14 protein-coding genes are annotated in these 16,920 nt (G+C 54.7%); 11 read left to right on the forward strand and 3 right to left on the reverse strand.

Annotated elements, in window-relative coordinates; all coding sequences use genetic code 11:
- Positions 1 to 260: 260 nt before the first annotated feature.
- Entirely contained in the window at positions 261 to 1,445 is a 1,185-nt protein-coding gene (locus tag QCD60_RS21825; RefSeq protein WP_279788386.1) for a cupin domain-containing protein, read from the reverse strand.
- A gap of 640 nt (positions 1,446 to 2,085) precedes the next feature.
- On the opposite strand from QCD60_RS21825, the gene QCD60_RS21830 reads away from it, so the two are divergent.
- From QCD60_RS21830 to QCD60_RS21880, 11 genes are all read left to right on the forward strand, one after another.
- Positions 2,086 to 2,370 (forward strand): STAS domain-containing protein, encoded by a 285-nt coding sequence (locus QCD60_RS21830; protein WP_104154125.1) that lies wholly within the window; start codon positions 2,086 to 2,088, stop codon positions 2,368 to 2,370.
- Positions 2,371 to 2,416: 46 nt separating this feature from the next.
- Entirely contained in the window at positions 2,417 to 2,779 is a 363-nt protein-coding gene (locus QCD60_RS21835) for a response regulator (protein ID WP_104154124.1), read from the forward strand.
- Positions 2,780 to 2,785: 6 nt separating this feature from the next.
- Positions 2,786 to 4,990 carry a chemotaxis protein CheA gene (locus QCD60_RS21840; protein WP_279788390.1) on the forward strand — a complete coding sequence of 735 codons (2,205 nt, stop codon included), beginning with the start codon at positions 2,786 to 2,788 and terminating at the stop codon, positions 4,988 to 4,990.
- A gap of 66 nt (positions 4,991 to 5,056) precedes the next feature.
- Positions 5,057 to 5,578, forward strand: coding sequence for a chemotaxis protein CheW (locus QCD60_RS21845; RefSeq protein WP_347950249.1), 522 nt, complete (start codon positions 5,057 to 5,059; stop codon positions 5,576 to 5,578).
- 19 nt (positions 5,579 to 5,597) lie between these two features.
- On the forward strand, positions 5,598 to 7,967 hold the full coding sequence (locus QCD60_RS21850) for a methyl-accepting chemotaxis protein (protein WP_279788392.1): 2,370 nt from the start codon (positions 5,598 to 5,600) through the stop codon (positions 7,965 to 7,967).
- 201 nt (positions 7,968 to 8,168) lie between these two features.
- Entirely contained in the window at positions 8,169 to 9,047 is an 879-nt protein-coding gene (locus QCD60_RS21855) for a CheR family methyltransferase (protein ID WP_279788395.1), read from the forward strand.
- Positions 9,048 to 9,097: 50 nt separating this feature from the next.
- Positions 9,098 to 9,637, forward strand: coding sequence for a hypothetical protein (locus QCD60_RS21860; protein WP_279788397.1), 540 nt, complete (start codon positions 9,098 to 9,100; stop codon positions 9,635 to 9,637).
- A gap of 91 nt (positions 9,638 to 9,728) precedes the next feature.
- Positions 9,729 to 10,784, forward strand: a complete 1,056-nt coding sequence (locus QCD60_RS21865) for a chemotaxis response regulator protein-glutamate methylesterase (RefSeq protein ID WP_279788399.1) — start codon at positions 9,729 to 9,731, stop codon at positions 10,782 to 10,784.
- 69 nt (positions 10,785 to 10,853) lie between these two features.
- On the forward strand, positions 10,854 to 12,002 hold the full coding sequence (locus QCD60_RS21870) for a methyl-accepting chemotaxis protein (RefSeq protein WP_279788401.1): 1,149 nt from the start codon (positions 10,854 to 10,856) through the stop codon (positions 12,000 to 12,002).
- Between the two features lie 199 nt (positions 12,003 to 12,201).
- Positions 12,202 to 13,149, forward strand: a complete 948-nt coding sequence (locus QCD60_RS21875; RefSeq protein WP_279788403.1) for a bile acid:sodium symporter family protein — start codon at positions 12,202 to 12,204, stop codon at positions 13,147 to 13,149.
- Between the two features lie 44 nt (positions 13,150 to 13,193).
- Positions 13,194 to 13,412 carry a DUF6500 family protein gene (locus QCD60_RS21880; protein WP_279788405.1) on the forward strand — a complete coding sequence of 73 codons (219 nt, stop codon included), beginning with the start codon at positions 13,194 to 13,196 and terminating at the stop codon, positions 13,410 to 13,412.
- Positions 13,413 to 13,535: 123 nt separating this feature from the next.
- On the opposite strand, the gene QCD60_RS21885 is transcribed toward QCD60_RS21880, so the two are convergent.
- Positions 13,536 to 14,930, reverse strand: a complete 1,395-nt coding sequence (locus QCD60_RS21885; protein WP_279788407.1) for a tetratricopeptide repeat protein — start codon at positions 14,928 to 14,930, stop codon at positions 13,536 to 13,538.
- Between the two features lie 163 nt (positions 14,931 to 15,093).
- Positions 15,094 to 16,902, reverse strand: coding sequence for an AMP-dependent synthetase/ligase (locus QCD60_RS21890; protein ID WP_279788409.1), 1,809 nt, complete (start codon positions 16,900 to 16,902; stop codon positions 15,094 to 15,096).
- Positions 16,903 to 16,920: the final 18 nt, after the last annotated feature.

The raw sequence follows: 16,920 nt of genomic DNA on the forward strand, positions 1-16,920 counted from the left end.
TTTAAATTATTGAAAAATATAAATATAAAGTTAGATGAATGATATTTATTAGACTTTTTGTTGATGCAAAAACGCCTGATGCGCTGATGAATTACAAGAATATTAAATAAAATATATATTCTTAAATAATCTAAAAAATGTAGTTCTGTAGTGTGCCACAAGGTTTTACCTGAGTCTGAAAAGCAAACAAGCCCATACCTGAGTGGTAATGGGCTTGTTGCCGGGCCTGCAGGCGCAGTGTGCCTGAGTTATAAAACTACTTAAAAATCAATATTTTCCAGGTAAAGACTACCTTGGTTGTAAAGGATCTGCAGAATGGCCTGATTGGCGCTCTCTGCTAATCCATCCTGTAGCTGTTGCAGATCGAACTCACGCTCATGGCAAAGTGCTTTTACAAATGCGGCACTCTGAGGGGGGCAGGGGAATGCGGCACCATCAGCGAATAATGTCACGCCTCCATCACCTACTTCCGTCCAGGCAAAGCGACTGCTGTCAGTGCGGCGCAAAATGGCACCCTGTTCCAGCCATTCCAGCAGGGTGTCTGCACCCATTTCTTCCTCAGGCGCGAGGTCCATTTCTGCGTACTTGGGCTCAGTCATTGCTTTGCCGAACCATTGGGCCAGATTTTCCTTATTGCTGACGACTTCTTCCAGCAGGGTTTGCAAACGCTGGACAGCGTCCGCGGTAATTTCTGCGGAGTTGGCTTGCAGGGGCAGGTTCTGATCGGCGTAACGCTGTTCTGGCAACAGGCGTTCACCCACATAGTCGGTAAAGTCGCGCAAGATTTCCTGCACGGATGGGGCACGGAATCCGACCGAGTAGGTGACGCAATCATCACCCACGGCAATACCGTTGTGTCCTACACAGGGTGGGAGGTAAAGAATGTCGCCGGGGTTCAGGTCATACACTTCTTCTGGTTGCCAGTCTGCGACAATCTTCACCGGCAGGTTGGGTTTCAGGGCTGAACGGCTGTCAAACAAGCCACCCACTTCCCAGCGGCGAACACCTTCTGCCTGTACCAGAAACACATCGTAGTTGTCGTAATGGGCACCGACACCACCACCATTGACGGCGTAGCTGATCATCAGATCGTCCATGCGCCAGCGTGGGATGAAACGGAACTGATCCAGAAAGTCAGCTGCTTCAGGCAACCAGTGGTCAACGGCCTGTACCAGCAGCGTCCAGCGATCTTCAGGGAGTGAACTGAATGTATCGTCATCAAAGGGGCCGTGTAGCAGTTGCCAGTCCTGTCCTTCGCGTTCGCCAATGATCAGGCGTGATTCCACTTCTTCTTCACAGGAAAGACCGGCCAGTTCGTCGGCACTCAGCAGTGGTTCAAAGTCCGGGAGGGCGTTGCGAATAACGACGGGCTTTTTTTGCCAGTAATCACGCAGGAAAACGTCAACAGGCATATCGCCAAGATGAGTGAGAGGTGCCTTATTCATGCTGATTCCCATACTGAAGTAAATAGGTACGCAGTCTCACGAGTGCCGGAAATCAGTATTCCGACCCTGATCTCAGCGTGGTGCTGCGGGTTGGCGCGCATCATATACCTATCCTGTGACCAGTGCATTTCTCCATGACGAAGGCTTGATGTCGGGCAGCAGATCAAGCCGACGATGACTGCGCAGCCGCGCTCTTTTTTTCACTGTTGAAGTCATTATTGAACGAACAGACGGGTGTATGAGGCCATTACATGCATCGTTCATACATCTTTAAAAAAAATCATGGGAACTGACTTTTTGAGTGAGTTGCCTGCATTGGCGCCATCTTATCCCCCCAGTGGGCGCCTTTTTTTCTTTTGAATCATTGGTTTAGTTTTTTGTGTACAAATCCCGCCAACGACTGGCAGGATCATGATGTCATTGAAATCACATGTTTCTTTTATTTTTAGTGTGACTATTGTGACATTTAAGAATTTTGACCGTTTGCGCTTATTTTTCACTCAACTACTTTTAGTTTGAGATGCCTGTGGGTGGTGTGGACACGATGTCTGGAGCCGCGTACCCAGCTGGATGTACGGACTTGAAAGCGCGTAAACCGGGCTGTTGAAGCCTGGATAGCCCTTGCTGGAGGCAACTGAAAATGAGTACTTACCTGTCTCAACTGCCGGAAGAACTGACCATCGGTTATATCGGTTCTGTCTGGAATGCGTTGCACGATTCGCTACAGAACAAATCCCACCCTGCTGATGAGCCACAGCTTGTCATTGATGCATCTGCCGTCCGTCTGATTGATACCGCTGGTGTGCAGTTTCTCTGTGCACTGGATCGTTACGCCCGTAAGTCTGGACTTTGCCTGACCTGGAAAGCAAAGAGCGCCCTGATAGACGAAAAGTTCGAAAGCCTCGGCCTTCGCCGACTCAACTGATCTGATATCCCTGATTACGCCTACCCCTCGTTCCGGAGATTGCACTATGTCTAATATTCTTGTTGTTGATGATTCCTCCTCGCTACGCAGCATGGTTTGTTTCACCCTCAAGCAGCAGGGGCATTCTGTTACTGAAGCGGAGAACGGCCGTGATGCGCTGAGCAAAGCGCAAACCGGGCGCTATGATCTTGTGCTGACCGACGTCAATATGCCGATGATGGACGGCATTTCACTCTGCACAGAACTGCGCAAGCTGCCCACTTTCAAGTTCACCCCTATTCTGATGCTGACGACTGAAAGCTCGGCTGATATGAAACAGAAAGGAAAGACAGCCGGGGCGACTGGCTGGCTGGTGAAGCCCTTTAATCCGGATACCTTGCTGTCGACTGTCAAACGCGTCATAGGCTGATGCGTTATGAGCCTGGACCTGTCGCAGTTTGTTCCTGCCTTTCTGGAAGAAAGCATGGAAGGGCTGGATCTGATCGAATCCAGCCTGCTCCATCTGGATGAAGGTGACAGCGATACCCTTAATGCCATTTTCCGCGCAGCCCACAGTATTAAAGGAGGGGCTGGCACCTTTGGCTTTGCTGATGTCGTTGGGCTGACCCATCTGGTTGAAACACTGCTGGATGAGTTGCGCTCACACGAGCGGACCCTTGAACAACCGCTGATTGATCTGTTGCTGCAGTCTACCGACTGCATACGGGTGATGCTTAGTAAGGGCAAAGACGCCGATGCAGACGACCATGCCCGCCGGGATCAGATCAGCCAGCAGCTGCTAGCCGTCCTGAGCCCGCAGGATGCAGCACCTTCAGAAGCAGCGGAGAACACCGCTTTACCAGATACTGCGTCAGACAACTCACCGCAAACGGCGCTGCAAGGCTGGCATATCGACTTCCTGCCCAAACCTGAGCTGCTGCAGACCGGCAACGATCCTGTTTATCTGATTAATGCGCTGCGTAGTCTGGGCACGCTGACCTTTGAAGAGGTCGATCTCAACCTGCCCGATCTCGAAGGCTTTGACCCGGAAACGATCTATCTTGCCTGGCATATGACATTGCAGAGTGACTGCAGTGAAGCCGACATCCGCGAAATTTTTGAGTGGGTCGAAGATGACTGCCTGCTGAATATCCATCGTATCGGTGCTGACCTGACAGCTCAGGCGGCGGATGTTTCATCCGCCACGGATTTGCCCCCCACTGATATTGCTTCCTCTGCTATCAGTGCCGCTGCGGAAACATCGGCTCCGCTACCTGCCGCAGAAACAGCTTCTATAAGCCAGACGCCCGCTGCAACCACCGCAGCGCCATCTTCGGCGGCTGAGCCGAATGTGCTTTCCGATGCTGACAAGCTGAGTCAGGCTCTCAAGGCCAAAACCTCTACCGCAGCCAAGGTGGATGCTGGCGGTTCAATCAGGGTCGCCATCGACAAAGTCGATACCCTGATCAACCGCGTGGGCGAGCTGGTCATTACCCAGTCTATGCTCAGTCAGATCAGTCATGACATGGCAGACCTTGAACACCCGGCACTGGAGAAAATGCGTGCAGGGCTGGCCATGCTTGAGCGCAACATGCGTGATCTGCAGGAAGAGGTCATGCGCATTCGCATGTTGCCTATTGGCTCGGTATTCAATCGATTTCCACGTCTGGTACACGATGTCAGCCGCCAGCTGGGCAAGCGCATCGAGTTGCGTATGCAGGGTGAGCATACCGAGCTGGATAAAACGGTACTGGAGAAGATCGGTGACCCGCTGGTGCACCTGATTCGTAATGCCCTTGATCATGGTCTGGAAATGCCGGACGAACGTGAAGTGGCAGGCAAGTCCCCCGTGGGTTTGGTTGAGCTGAGTGCTTTCCATCTGGGCGGGCACATCATGATTGTCATCAAGGATGATGGTCGTGGCCTGAATACCAGCCGGATTCGCGAAAAAGCGATCGAGAAAGGGCTGGTTGGCGTGGATCAGGTGCTGTCTGACCATGAACTCAAACACCTGATTTTTCTGCCCGGTTTCTCTACTGCCAGTACCGTCAGTGACCTGTCGGGCCGCGGTGTGGGTATGGATGTGGTAAAGCGCAACATCGAAGCGCTGGGCGGTGATCTCAATCTGCAATCTGAGCTGGGCCATGGCACCAGCATTCATATCCGACTACCGCTGACACTGGCCATCATGGATGGGCAGCTGGTGAGAGTGAACGACCAGATTTACATCATTCCTCTGATCGCCATCGTTGAGTCCATTCAGATCGACAATAAGGCCGTCAAGAACATTGCCGGGCAGGATTGTCTCTATCATTTCCGCAATGAATACATCCCGCTGGTGGACATCAGCCTCTGCTTTGGGTTGGGTAGCTATAAAAAGCAGCAAGACCCCTTACTGGTCGTGGTGGATGCCGGTGGCCGCAAATTTGGCCTGCTGGTCGATGAGTTGCTCAGCCAGCAGCAGGTGGTACTCAAGAACCTCGAAAGCAACTTTAAGAAGGTCACAGGGATTGAAGGGGCCACGATTCTGGGGGACGGCAACGTCGCTCTGATTATCGACATTCCCGGCCTTTGCCGGACAGCACTGGATGGTAACGCCACATCAGGTCAGGGTGCCACGAACAGCAAAGTGGTGGCCTGACAGACTGCTGATCACAGGTTAAAGCCAGGCTGTGAAAAGTGAGTGGAATAAAGGGAGAAGTCATTGATGTCAGCCATGCCTGCAACAGCCCGTCATCGGGACAGTGAGATTGACGCCATGAATGCTGAACTGGAGCAGTTCCTCACCTTTCTGCTGGCGGACGAGGAATACGCTGTCGATATCCTGCGTGTACAGGAAATCCGGGTATGGGCTCCTGTCACCCGCATACCAAACAGTCCACCCTATCTGAAGGGGGTATTGAACCTGCGTGGCACCATTATTCCTGTTATTGACCTGCGCTGCCGGTTTGCCATGGCGCAGCGGGAATACGGACCGCAAACCGTGGTCGTGGTCGTCAGGGTGATGACCGATGCCTTGCAGCGAACCATGGGCATCGTTGTCGATTCCGTGGAAGAAACCTTCGCCGTCGCGCGGGAGCAGATCATGGCGGCTCCCCATGTCGGCAGCAATATCGATGCGGAATTTGTCCGTGGGCTGATCTCCGTCGACAAGAAAATGATTGTCCTGCTCGACGTGGACAGATTGCTGAACTCCGACGAACTGGCAATAGAACAAACCGCAGAATGACCTCAGTGGAGCTGCCGTCATGAAAGTGAACATGCCGATTACAGACAACGAAGTAAAACTGACAGACGGTGAAGAGCTGGTCACCAAGACTGATCTGAAAGGTACCATCACCTACGTTAACCCCGCTTTTATCAAGATCAGCGGTTTCAGCGAAGCGGAACTCCTTGGCCACAATCACAACGTAGTGCGCCATCCTGATATGCCGCAGGCGGCCTTCAAAGACCTGTGGGATACGCTGAAGCTCGGTCGCCCGTGGAACAAGATGGTCAAAAACCGCTGTAAGAATGGCGACTACTACTGGGTCAAGGCGAACGTTACCCCCATCACCCGGGATGGGAAGGTCGTCGAGTACATGTCAGTTCGTACACTGCCAAGTAACGAAGAGGTTGCTGGAGCGGAGAAACTCTACGATCAGCTGAACAAGAATACCGCCACTCTGGCTGCCCCCAGCTCCGTAGTTACCCGTCAGCTGGACAGTCAGTGGACATCGCTGCTCATCAGCGCCGTACTGGTGACACTCGTAGTCGGTGGCGGGGCCTTTTTTATCGCACCGGTATGGGCGGTGCTGGGCCCGCTGCTGGGGTTGATCATTATGGCAATAGGGGGCAGCAGTCTGCTTAAACGGCAGGTTATCGCACCGATGGGGCAAGCCATCAGTGCTATTCATAAAGTCATGGAAGGGGACTATCACACCTCTATCGATATTGATCGTCCGGGCGAGTTCGGCGAACTGAACCGTGCCATAAAGTCTCTCGGCATCAAACTTGGCTTTGAGCTCAATGATGCCAGAGAGCGCGCAGGTCAGTCGCTGCGCATCAAGCAGGCGCTGGATAACGTGACCTCCAGCGTCATGCTGGCCGATAACGACGGCAACATTATCTATTTCAATGATGCTACCCGCGATCTGCTGAAAAATGCCGAATCGGCCATTCGCACTGAGCTACCCCATTTTGATGTGGCTAGCCTGAAAGGGCAGAACTTTGATGTTTTCCACAAAAATCCGGCTCACCAGCGTGGGTTGCTGTCGCGCATGACCACGACCTACCGCGCTCGTATCACGGTGGGCGGACGTACTTTTGCACTGATCGCTAACCCGGTCATGGACGACGCTGGCAAGCGTCTGGGTTCCGTCGTCGAATGGCAGGATCTGACAGAGCAGCTGCAGGCGGAGCAACAGATCGAGAGTCTGATCAAAAAAGCCGTTGCCGGTAATTTCGAGGAGCGTCTGGAGCCCAGCCTGTACAGCGGCTTTATGGCCAATGTCGCTACCGGCGTGAATACCCTGATGGACACCGTGGTAGAGCCTTTGATGGAGGTGAAACGGGTCCTGGTGGCGATGTCTCAGGGTGACCTTGAGCAACGCATGACCGGAGATTTTCAGGGTGAGTTTGCTGATCTGGAAAGCGCCCTGACGTCTTCGCTGGAGCGCCTCGGCAGTCTGGCTAAAGACATTCGCCTCGCCGGCGATGCCATTACCTCGGGGGCATCAGAAATTGCCCATGGCAATGCCACCCTGTCACAACGTACCGAAGAACAGGCGGCCAGTATCGAGCAGACTTCCGCCAGCATGGAAGAGATGACCAGCACCGTTAAGCAGAATGCCGATAACGCTCAGGAAGCCAGTCAGCTGGCGGCGGCGGCCAAGAAACTGGCAGAGGAGGGCGGCAGTATCTCTGCCAAAGCCGTGTCGTCCATGGGGTTGATCAGCAAATCCTCTGCACGCATTGCTGACATCATTGGTGTGATAGATGAAATTGCCTTCCAGACCAACCTGCTGGCGCTGAATGCTGCTGTGGAAGCCGCCCGCGCGGGAGAGCAGGGCCGTGGGTTTGCCGTTGTCGCTTCCGAGGTGCGCAGTCTGGCACAACGCAGTGCCAGCGCCGCCAAGGAAATCAAAACCCTGATCAATGAAAGTGTGCAGACGGTCAGCGAAGGCGCTGAGTACGTGGATGAGTCTGGCAAGTCACTGCAGCGCATCATTGAGTCGGTCGAGCGTGTGTCACTGATCATCGGTGAGATCGCCATGGCCAGTCAGGAACAGGCCTCCGGTATCGGGCAGGTCAACGTGGCTGTAACGCAGATGGATGAGGGGACTCAGCAGAATGCCGCGCTGGTAGAAGAAGTGGCGGCTGCGTCAGAGTCCATGGCCGAACAGGCTCGGCAGCTGCAACAGCTGGTGAGCTTTTTCAAGGTCAGTGACGAGGGTATAAGCAAACCCGCTGCCCCGCATCGGCCTGTCGCTGCGGTGGCAACACCCGCTGCCAGTGCCAGAAAAGCAGCGCCCGCTGCGCCTGCCGTCAGCCCGATCAAGGCCAAAGCCATTGTGAGCCCGGTGCGGAAGTCCGGTTCAGGGGCGGCGGTGATGGGTGAGGAGTGGGAGGAGTTTTGAGGTGTTCTGAGGGCTGACTGATTGGCCCCTCATCTGAGAATGCCTGCAGGCCATTGCAATAGGGGCCGACAGGAAGAGTGACGTGAGGGAAGTGCTGTACGAATGGACATGCTTTTCCCGAATAGCCCTGATGTCGCTCTGACTCCTCACTACCGGAGTATTTATTCAGGCACTGTTTGGCATCGCTGAGACCTCAATCTCATGGCAACCCCGGTACCGCAAACGGACATCACCAGCATGCTGGCAAAAGCACAGGACAAGCAGAGAGAGTTTGCCTTTTCTCGCGGCGATTTTGATCGTTTGCGGCAGATGCTTTATGACGTTGCAGGCATCAGTCTGGCTGACTACAAAATGGATATGGTCTACAGCCGCCTGACACGCCGTCTGCGAGACCTGAAGCTGTCTTCCTTCGCTGACTATCTGCGCCATCTGGAGGCTCATCAGGGCGAGCTGGGCAATTTCATCAATGCCATGACGACTAATCTCACGGCGTTCTTTCGTGAGCAGCACCACTTCGATTATCTGACCAACGAATACCTTCCGGCCCGGCAGGCCGCAGGGCAGCAGCAGATTCGCGTGTGGTCGGCGGGCTGCTCTACGGGCGCAGAGCCCTACAGCATCGCCATCGCCTTGCGTAACCACCCGGACATCGACACTCGCCAGTGGCCGATCAGTATTATTGCCTCGGATATTGATTCCAATGTGCTCAATGTGGCACGCACAGGCGTTTATGACCTGCCTCGTATTGATGACATGGACGAAGCGTTACGAAAGCGCTGGTTTCTGCGTGGCAAGGGGGAGAACGCCGGGATGGCAAGGGTGAAGCCCGAACTACAGGCCATGATTGATTTTCGCCTGATCAATCTGACTCGCCCCTGGCAGCTGAATACCCGTCTGGAGCTGATTTTTTGCCGCAACGTCATGATCTATTTCGATCCGCCTACGCAGTGTCGCATTCTGGAAGGCATGGCTGATCATCTGGTCGAAGGGGGGTTACTGTTTGCCGGGCATTCCGAGTCGCCCACCCGGGTAACGGATCGATTCGAGCTTATTGGCAAAACGATCTACCGAAAACGCTGACGATGGCAGTGATTGCTTCGCGTAATTTCGCGCCTATTCGACAACCCGGCATGGCAGCTCCCGTTATCAAGCTGCATCCCGGCGATTTTTACGTGACCAGCCAGGATGAGTGCCTGATGACCGTGCTGGGTTCCTGCGTTTCGGTGTGTATGTATGACCCGTTTGCCCGAATCGGAGGGATGAACCACTTCATTCTGCCTGACAGTCAGGATGACACGATTGCAACCACCAGCCGCTATGGCAGCTACGTCATGGAAGTATTGATGAATGCGCTTCTGCGTCTGGGTGCAGATCGCAGCCAGCTGCGCCTGAAGATCGTCGGCGGAGCTCAGGTTATCCGCTTTCAGCGCCAGATAGGAGAAATGAATATTGCCTTTGCCAAACATTATGCCGATGTGGAGCAGCTGAATGTGGTTTCGGCCGACATCGGTGGCAATCGTCCGCGCAAGGTGCTGTTCTTCCCGGCGGACGGCCGTTTACTGGTTAAAAAACTGCAGCAGATTGATCAGGATGATCTGGCGGTTCAGGAGCGTTTGCTGCAGGCAAGGATCAAGCGTCGTTTGAATCTTGGCGATATCGAATTGTTCTGAGAGTGCACAGGGCAACGGACGGGGAACCAGCAGGTGCTGACGTTGCCGGGCTGGCATTTATAGCCAGCCGGTGCGCTTGGAGAGAGAGAAGATGATTAAGGTACTGATCGTAGATGACTCGGCAGCCATTCGTGCCTTGCTGCGAGACATTATCAGCCAGGACAAGGAACTGCAGCTGGTCGCTGAGGCTGGTGATCCTTATGAGGCGCGAGAGCTGATCAAGGTGCACAACCCGGACGTATTGACGCTGGATGTGGAAATGCCGCGTATGGATGGGATCACCTTTCTCAAGAATCTTATGCGCCTGCGGCCCATGCCGGTCATCATGTTGTCCACTCTGACCACCAAGGGCGCGGAAATTGCCATTGAAGCACTGGAAAGCGGCGCCATTGACTGCCTTGCCAAACCACGGCTGCTTAATGACGGCAATCTGGAAGCCTTCGCCTGGGAGCTGATCAGCCGACTGAAAGCGGCGGCCAGTTCACGACGATTTCTGATGCAGCGCAAAGCGCTTGCTGAAGCACAGGCGCTGAACTGGCAGTGCCCGGAGCCTCTGATGCGCCAGCAGATTCTGGCTATTGGTGCCTCCACTGGCGGTACGGAAGCCATCCGGGATGTGCTGATGGCCATCCCGGAACAATGCCCACCTATTGTGATTACCCAGCATATCCCGCCGATGTTCAGTACCCGGTTTGCCAATCGTCTGGATGGCTGTTGTCGTATGCATGTGCAGGAGGCAACGGACGGGCAGGTGCTCCAGCCAGGCAATGCCTATATTGCGCCGGGCGATTATCACATGCGCCTGCATCGTTATGCGGGACGGATGATGATCCGTCTTGATCAGGGCGATCCTGTCAATCGTCACCGCCCTTCGGTAGATGCTATGTTCGATTCGCTGCTGGACGGCAAAACCGAAAATGTAACAGCGATGTTGTTAACTGGAATGGGGCGTGATGGTGCGCAGGGCATGAGGCAGTTATTCGATAGCGGTGCCTACACCCTGGCTCAGGATGAGCAGAGCAGTATGGTCTGGGGGATGCCCGCTGCGGCGGTGCAGCTGGGCGCGGCGGCAGCGGTGTTGCCTTTGTCACAGATGGCGGGTGCTGTGATTGAACACTGGAAGCAACTTGCCGCTATGAGCGTGTAACCCGTCAAACAGATGGATTGCGGCGTCAGACTGTTCCACTGACGATGCAGCTGTAAAGGAGAGTCTGGAATGCCGAATAAACTGATGCAATGGACTGGCGCTACTCTCACGCTGGTGGTGATGGCCAGCGTCTACTTTGCTGCCCCCATGTGGCTGACGCTGCTGTGTGCAGCGGTGGCACTGTTGCTGTCTATCGTACTGGCGCTGACGACATCACCGGCTGTTGCCACACAGCCGCAGTCTGCTGCACAGGCTGAGGCATCGGTTTTGGCGCCTGCCAGAGCGCTGAGCGAAGTGGGCAAGCTGTTGCAGGGAGAGTCCGGACTGATTGACAGCGAGCTGCAGCGGGTACGCCGGCTGGTCAGTGATGCCGTGGGGACGTTGAACAACAGCTTTCGCAGTGTGGAGCAGCTCTCCAGTCAGCAGAATGATGCCATCAGCTATGCCATGTCAGGCAGTGCTGAAAGTCACAGTGGCCACTCCATGAAGGCGTTCACCCGCAATGTGGGCACGGTGTTTGAGGAACTGAGTGAAGTTTTGGAGCGGGTCTCGGCTAACAGTCAGGAAACCGTGACCAACATTGATGACATGATGGTCAAGCTTGATGGCATCTTCCAGTTGATCGAGAACGTCGAAAAGCTGGCGGGACAAACCAACTTGCTGGCGCTCAATGCCAGTATCGAAGCGGCAAGAGCAGGCGAAGCGGGGCGTGGTTTTGCAGTAGTGGCTGATGAAGTGAGATCACTGTCGGTCAGCTCGGCCAGTCTCAATAGCGAAATTCGTGAGCGGGTGAATGATGCCAGAGCGACTATTGAGCAGCTGAAGTCCACTGTCAGCCGGGTTGCCCGCAGTGATATAGCAGAAAGCAGCCAGCGCCGGGCAAAGATGCAGCAGATGCTCGGTGGCGTCGACGCGCTCAACGCAGAGCTGAACAGCCAGATGCAGGTGGTCGCCCACACTGCCAGTGATATCCATGCAGCAGTTGCCAATGCAATCCGTGCTCTGCAGTTTGAAGACATTACCCTGCAGACTGTCGAAACGGCTGCTTTCCATGTGCAGGCGTTGTCACAGGCTGCCGATGTGCTGCAGAAAAACACGGGTTCTGTCGAAGAGCTGCTGGCGCAGTGCAAGGAGATTCATCAGCGCAGCCAGCAGCGACACAAGGTCAAGCCTGTCAGCCAGCAATCCATGGCAGCGGGAGAGGTTGAGCTGTTCTGACCTGTTTTGCTCGTCCTGTTCAGGATATCGCTGCATGTGAATGACACGGTGGCGATATCAGCCATCCTCCCGCTCTCGGTAGCTGCTGTCATGTGTGTGCTGCTGCAATGAATTGATTTGTTTAACTTGTTTAGTTGTGTTACCTATTGCGGCGCGAAAAATAACTCAACTGTCGTCATTCTGTGATGTGAGAGCCGCCATGGTGTTACAACTTTTCCCTGTCTGGGCCGTCCTGCTGTCATTGCTGGCCTTTTTTCAACCTGCTTTGTTTGTACCGCTGAAGGGTCAGATCGTGCCTTTGCTGACCGTCATTATGCTGGCAATGGGTCTGACCCTGACGCCGAGAGATTTCTCCAATGTGATGAAAAATGCCAAGGCTTTGGGCACCGGTGTATTGCTGCAGTTTCTGATCATGCCGATTGCGGCCTGGCTGGTTGCCAAGTTGTTCGGTTTTGATGCGGATCTGACTGTGGGCATGCTGCTGGTAGGCAGCGTGGCAGGTGGAACCGCTTCTAACGTTATGTGCTATCTGGCCAAGGGGGATACGGCACTGTCTATTTCGATGACGGCTATTTCCACCCTGATCGGTGTCTTCCTGACGCCTGTGCTGGTAGCGTCACTGATCGGCCAGAGCGTTGATGTGCCGGTGCAGCCCATGCTGATAAGCCTGGTGCAGGTTGTCTTTGCTCCTGTGGCTATTGGCGTGATCGTCAATGTGCTGTCACCACGCTGGGTGCGTAAGGCTGAACCGTTGCTTCCCTATGTTTCCATGATTGCCATCGTCATGATCATCGCCATTGTGGTCGCTCTGAATGCGGGCAAGCTGGCGGAAGTGGGTGGTGTCGTAGCGCTGGCGGTGATCCTGCACAACAGCATTGGTCTGACGCTGGGTTACGGCGTGACAGCGTTGCTGGGCTTTGATCGCAAGGTCTGCCGTACCATTGCTTTTGAGGTGGGTCTGCAGAACTCGGGCCTGGCCACTGCGCTGGCAATGAAGTTCTTTACGCCGGTAGCCGCGCTGCCCGGCACACTGTTCAGTGTATGGCACAATATTTCTGGCTCCTTGCTGGCGGGATACTGGAGCCGCAAGCCGCTGGAAGGTGATGTTGAGGCAGGCAAGACGACTACGGTCGGTCAGTCCGGCTGATCCAGAGCTTGCTGTGACGTGTGAAGCCAAGGGAAGGTGCAGATATGCGCAAAGAGCTCAGAAAAAAAATCATCGACATCTGTAATCAGAAAATGGAAAGAAAGGGTTCAGAGGTCGGGTTGTCCTTTTATGCCTTCTTCAAAAATAAGAACGATCAGCCTGATGTTCTTATGGAAGCGGCGCGGTGGTGGATCGAGACTCATCAGTTAGACCACTTCGAGAAGGCCAGCAAGATAAGGGAGATGGTTGCGGCGGGTATTTAGAGCGTGCCGCGATCTGACTCCGCGCTGTCAGGTGCTGGCGCCAAGGAATGGACAAGTAATTAACGCAATAAAAAACCCTCGGTGGCAGTGCCGCCGAGGGTTTTTTATTGAATGAAAAGGAGGTTATTCGTCGTCAGGGCCGGGCGGAAACTGCTTGTTGATCTGCACCACAATGTTTTGCGCCTGCTCATTGCCATTTTTGGCAGACAGTCGATACCACTTGATGGCCTTTTTAATGTCCCGGGTGGTTCCCTGACCATTCTGATAGAGAATCGCCAGATTCAGCTGCGCCAGTGCATATTGCTGGCTGGCGGCCAGACCATACCATTTGAAGGCCTGCTGATAGTCCTGTGAGGTACCGGCGCCGTTGGCGTACATCCAGCCGACGTTGTATTGCGCCACAGGCAGACCTTGTTCCGCTGCGCGCTTATACCACTTGAATTCTTTCTCAGGGTTTTTGCTGACGACCTTGCCGGCACCAAACAACTGGCCAAGGGTAAATTGCGCTTCGGCGGAACCCTGATCGGCGGCGCGGGTGTACCAGCTGACAGCTTCACTGTCGTCCTGCTGTACACCTTTACCCTCTGAGTACAGCTGACCCAGCGTGAACATGGCTGGCGGGAAGTTCTTCTTGGCGGCCTGACGATAGACGGCGATGGCTTCATCCATGTCCGCCGGCAAACCCTGACCTTCTTCATACATTTTGCCGATGCGGAAGAGGGCGTTCATATCCCCCTGACGGGCAGCCAGCTGGTACCATTTCAAGGCCTGCTGACCGTCTTTCTTCACGCCGTCACCTGTCAGGTACATGCTGGCCAGATTCACCTGCGCTCCCACATGATCCTGTTCGGCCGCTTTCTTGAACCAGCCGGCGGCCAGTTTAAAGTTCTGCTTTACGCCAGTGCCATTCATGAACATCACACCGATGTTGTACTGGGCGCTGACCAGATCCTGCTTGGCGGCGCGTTCATACCAGATGGCCGCCTTGCTGTATTTTTGCTGTGAATACAGCACGCTGGCCAGCGCGTACTGGGCATTGGCCAGACCCTGTTTGGCGGCGTCGGTATACCATTTCTGGGCTTCATTGATGTCCTGTGGGACGCCACGGCCATTCTGATACATCAGACCAAGGTTGAATTGGGCAACCGCATTGCCCTGATAGGCTGCCATGCTGAACCATTTATAGGCTTCGACCGGATCAGGCTGAATGCCGAGGCCGAACAGATTGACTTCGCCGAGGTCGGTCTGCGCTTCGACTTTGCCGCCATCAGCTGCCATGGTCAGCCACTTGATGGCTTCGGAGTAGTCGGGGGAGGTCACCTCACCGCTCAGATACCAGTGCCCCAGCTTGTACTGGGCGTCGCTGTCACCTTTCTCAGCGGCCTGGCGATAGTACTGGGTTGCCTGGGTATAGTGTCCGGCTGCCTTGGCAGCATCTCCCTGTTCCACCAGACTGGCCGCCCAGCTACTGGAGCTGGCCGCCAGTAGCAGAGCGCATGTAAGCAAGCTGGTTCTCATAGATTGGATCCTTAAATTGCTGTTTAACGCGGCAGCGCGACGAACATCATTTGATAGCACTGCTTTCGTGGTCTTCGCCTCTCCATCCCCAGCAGTTAATAGTCATCAACGCCGGGGATATAAAGGGCAGGCTCTGCAGAGCCTGGGAGGTCAGTACCGGGCATTATCCCAGCAGGGCGCGATACAGCTGATTCAGTTGAGGCTCGAAGCGGGCAATGATCTGCTCCCGGCGCAGTTTGAGCGTAGGTGTCAGACATTGATTGTCCACGCTCCACATAACATCCGTCAGAATGACCTGCTTGACCTTGGCAAAGCCTGGAACAGCGTGGAGATGGCCGTTGAGGCGACGTGCCAGCTTACTCCGCATTTCCTGTGTGGGGTTATTGAGCAGTGCAGCGTCCCAGCCTTCGTCCTTGCACAGCGCTTTCCAGTGGTCAGGGTTGACTACGACCAGCGCCGTCACAAAGGCTTTACCATCACCGTAGACCATAACCTGTTCGACCACGGGATCAAGAGCCATACTTTGCTCCAGATCGCTGGGGGCAATGTTCTCGCCGTTGGACAGCACCATGATGTCTTTGGCACGCCCCATGATATGCAGCCTGCCTTTGTGATCGAGGCGTGCCAGATCACCCGTTCGCAGCCAGCCATCTTCGTCGAAAATGGCAGCACTGGCGTCATCATGTTTCCAGTAACCGAGCATGACGCTGTCACCCCTGATCAGCAGCTCCTGATTATCGCCAAACCTGATCTGCAGATGGGGCAGGGGCTTGCCGACACTGTGGGGGTGATTGGTATCCAGATGGTTGACGGCCACAACCGGGCTGCATTCGGTCAGACCGTACCCCTGCAGCAGATCAAGGCCCAGGCTGCAGAATACTTCTGCCAGTTCATTGGCCAGTGCCGCGCCACCGCTGACGGCCAGGCGCAGTTTGCCACCGAAGGCTTGCATCACTGCCTGATTGACCTTGGGCACCAACACCGGAGCCAGCAGGCACAACGGGTGCCAGCGTTTTTCACCTTGCTGATACATAAACTGGCGCCAGCCAGCCCTGATGGCCAGACTGAATAACCAGCGTTTGCGTGGCTGCTGATTGAGGCTGTCCGCTACCTTGCGATAGAAACGCTCGAACAGGCGCGGAACAGCGATCAGAACTGTTGGGCAGACCTGCTTCAGATCATGTGCCAGGGTTTCAATGCCACGGGCATGCGCCACGCTGGCACCGATCATCATCGGAATGTAGTAGCCTGCGGTGCGCTCCAGCATGTGTGACAGTGGCAGCACGGAAAGAAATTTATCTTCCTCATAGGCATCAATAATTTCCAAAACAGCAGAGGCATCGCTCAGAATGTTGCGGTGGCTGAGTTTGACGCCCTTGGCCAGGCCCGAAGTGCCGGAGGTGTACACAATAGTGGCGAGGGCATCCGTATCGGTCTGCCGGTTTTGATAGCTGACGGGCGTTGAAGTGTCATCCTCTGCGCCCAGCCAGTCCTCCAGCGCCATGACATCACTATGTTCGTTGGGCTGCTGCGACAGTACACGCTTTAAATCAGGCGCATCCAACTGCATATCTTGCAGTTGTTGCCACTGATTAGCGGTGCTCAACAGTAATAGCCGAGTGTTGGTTTCCCTGAGAATGTGGGCGACATTACCGGGCCGGTCATTGACGTAAAGAGGGACAGTGACTAGCCCAAGACCCAGTGCGGCGAGATCGAACAGTACCCAGTCGAGGGAGTTCTTGAGCATGATGGCCACCCGGTCACCGGGCTGCAACCCCTCACGCACAAAGGCCTGCTGCCAGCGTGCAGCGGCATCATGGACTGCCTGCCAGCTGAGAGAGTGCCACTGGCGGGTCGAAGGCTGATGAATCCAGTAGGCAATACCCTCTGCCTGATTACGTTTTACTCGTTCCATGAACAGCGCAGGGATGGTGTCGGCCTGGCTGAAATAGATAACGTTTTTAGTATGCATGGCACTGTTTATGTGAGT

Source organism: Pokkaliibacter sp. MBI-7 (genome assembly GCF_029846635.1).
GTDB lineage: Bacteria > Pseudomonadota > Gammaproteobacteria > Pseudomonadales > Balneatricaceae > Pokkaliibacter.

Excerpts from the sequence above, each read along its gene's own strand:
- QCD60_RS21865 (WP_279788399.1), top strand. The coding sequence starts at position 9,729 with ATGATTAAGGTACTGATCGTAGATGACTCGGCAGCCATTCGTGCCTTG.
- QCD60_RS21850 (WP_279788392.1), top strand. The coding sequence starts at position 5,598 with ATGAAAGTGAACATGCCGATTACAGACAACGAAGTAAAACTGACAGAC.
- QCD60_RS21890 (WP_279788409.1), bottom strand. The coding sequence starts at position 16,902 with ATGCATACTAAAAACGTTATCTATTTCAGCCAGGCCGACACCATCCCT.
- QCD60_RS21870 (WP_279788401.1), top strand. The coding sequence starts at position 10,854 with ATGCCGAATAAACTGATGCAATGGACTGGCGCTACTCTCACGCTGGTG.
- QCD60_RS21855 (WP_279788395.1), top strand. The coding sequence starts at position 8,169 with ATGGCAACCCCGGTACCGCAAACGGACATCACCAGCATGCTGGCAAAA.
- QCD60_RS21885 (WP_279788407.1), bottom strand. The coding sequence starts at position 14,930 with ATGAGAACCAGCTTGCTTACATGCGCTCTGCTACTGGCGGCCAGCTCC.
- QCD60_RS21875 (WP_279788403.1), top strand. The coding sequence starts at position 12,202 with ATGGTGTTACAACTTTTCCCTGTCTGGGCCGTCCTGCTGTCATTGCTG.
- QCD60_RS21830 (WP_104154125.1), top strand. The coding sequence starts at position 2,086 with ATGAGTACTTACCTGTCTCAACTGCCGGAAGAACTGACCATCGGTTAT.
- QCD60_RS21845 (WP_347950249.1), top strand. The coding sequence starts at position 5,057 with ATGTCAGCCATGCCTGCAACAGCCCGTCATCGGGACAGTGAGATTGAC.
- QCD60_RS21840 (WP_279788390.1), top strand. The coding sequence starts at position 2,786 with ATGAGCCTGGACCTGTCGCAGTTTGTTCCTGCCTTTCTGGAAGAAAGC.
- QCD60_RS21880 (WP_279788405.1), top strand. The coding sequence starts at position 13,194 with ATGCGCAAAGAGCTCAGAAAAAAAATCATCGACATCTGTAATCAGAAA.
- QCD60_RS21860 (WP_279788397.1), top strand. The coding sequence starts at position 9,098 with ATGGCAGCTCCCGTTATCAAGCTGCATCCCGGCGATTTTTACGTGACC.
- QCD60_RS21825 (WP_279788386.1), bottom strand. The coding sequence starts at position 1,445 with ATGAATAAGGCACCTCTCACTCATCTTGGCGATATGCCTGTTGACGTT.
- QCD60_RS21835 (WP_104154124.1), top strand. The coding sequence starts at position 2,417 with ATGTCTAATATTCTTGTTGTTGATGATTCCTCCTCGCTACGCAGCATG.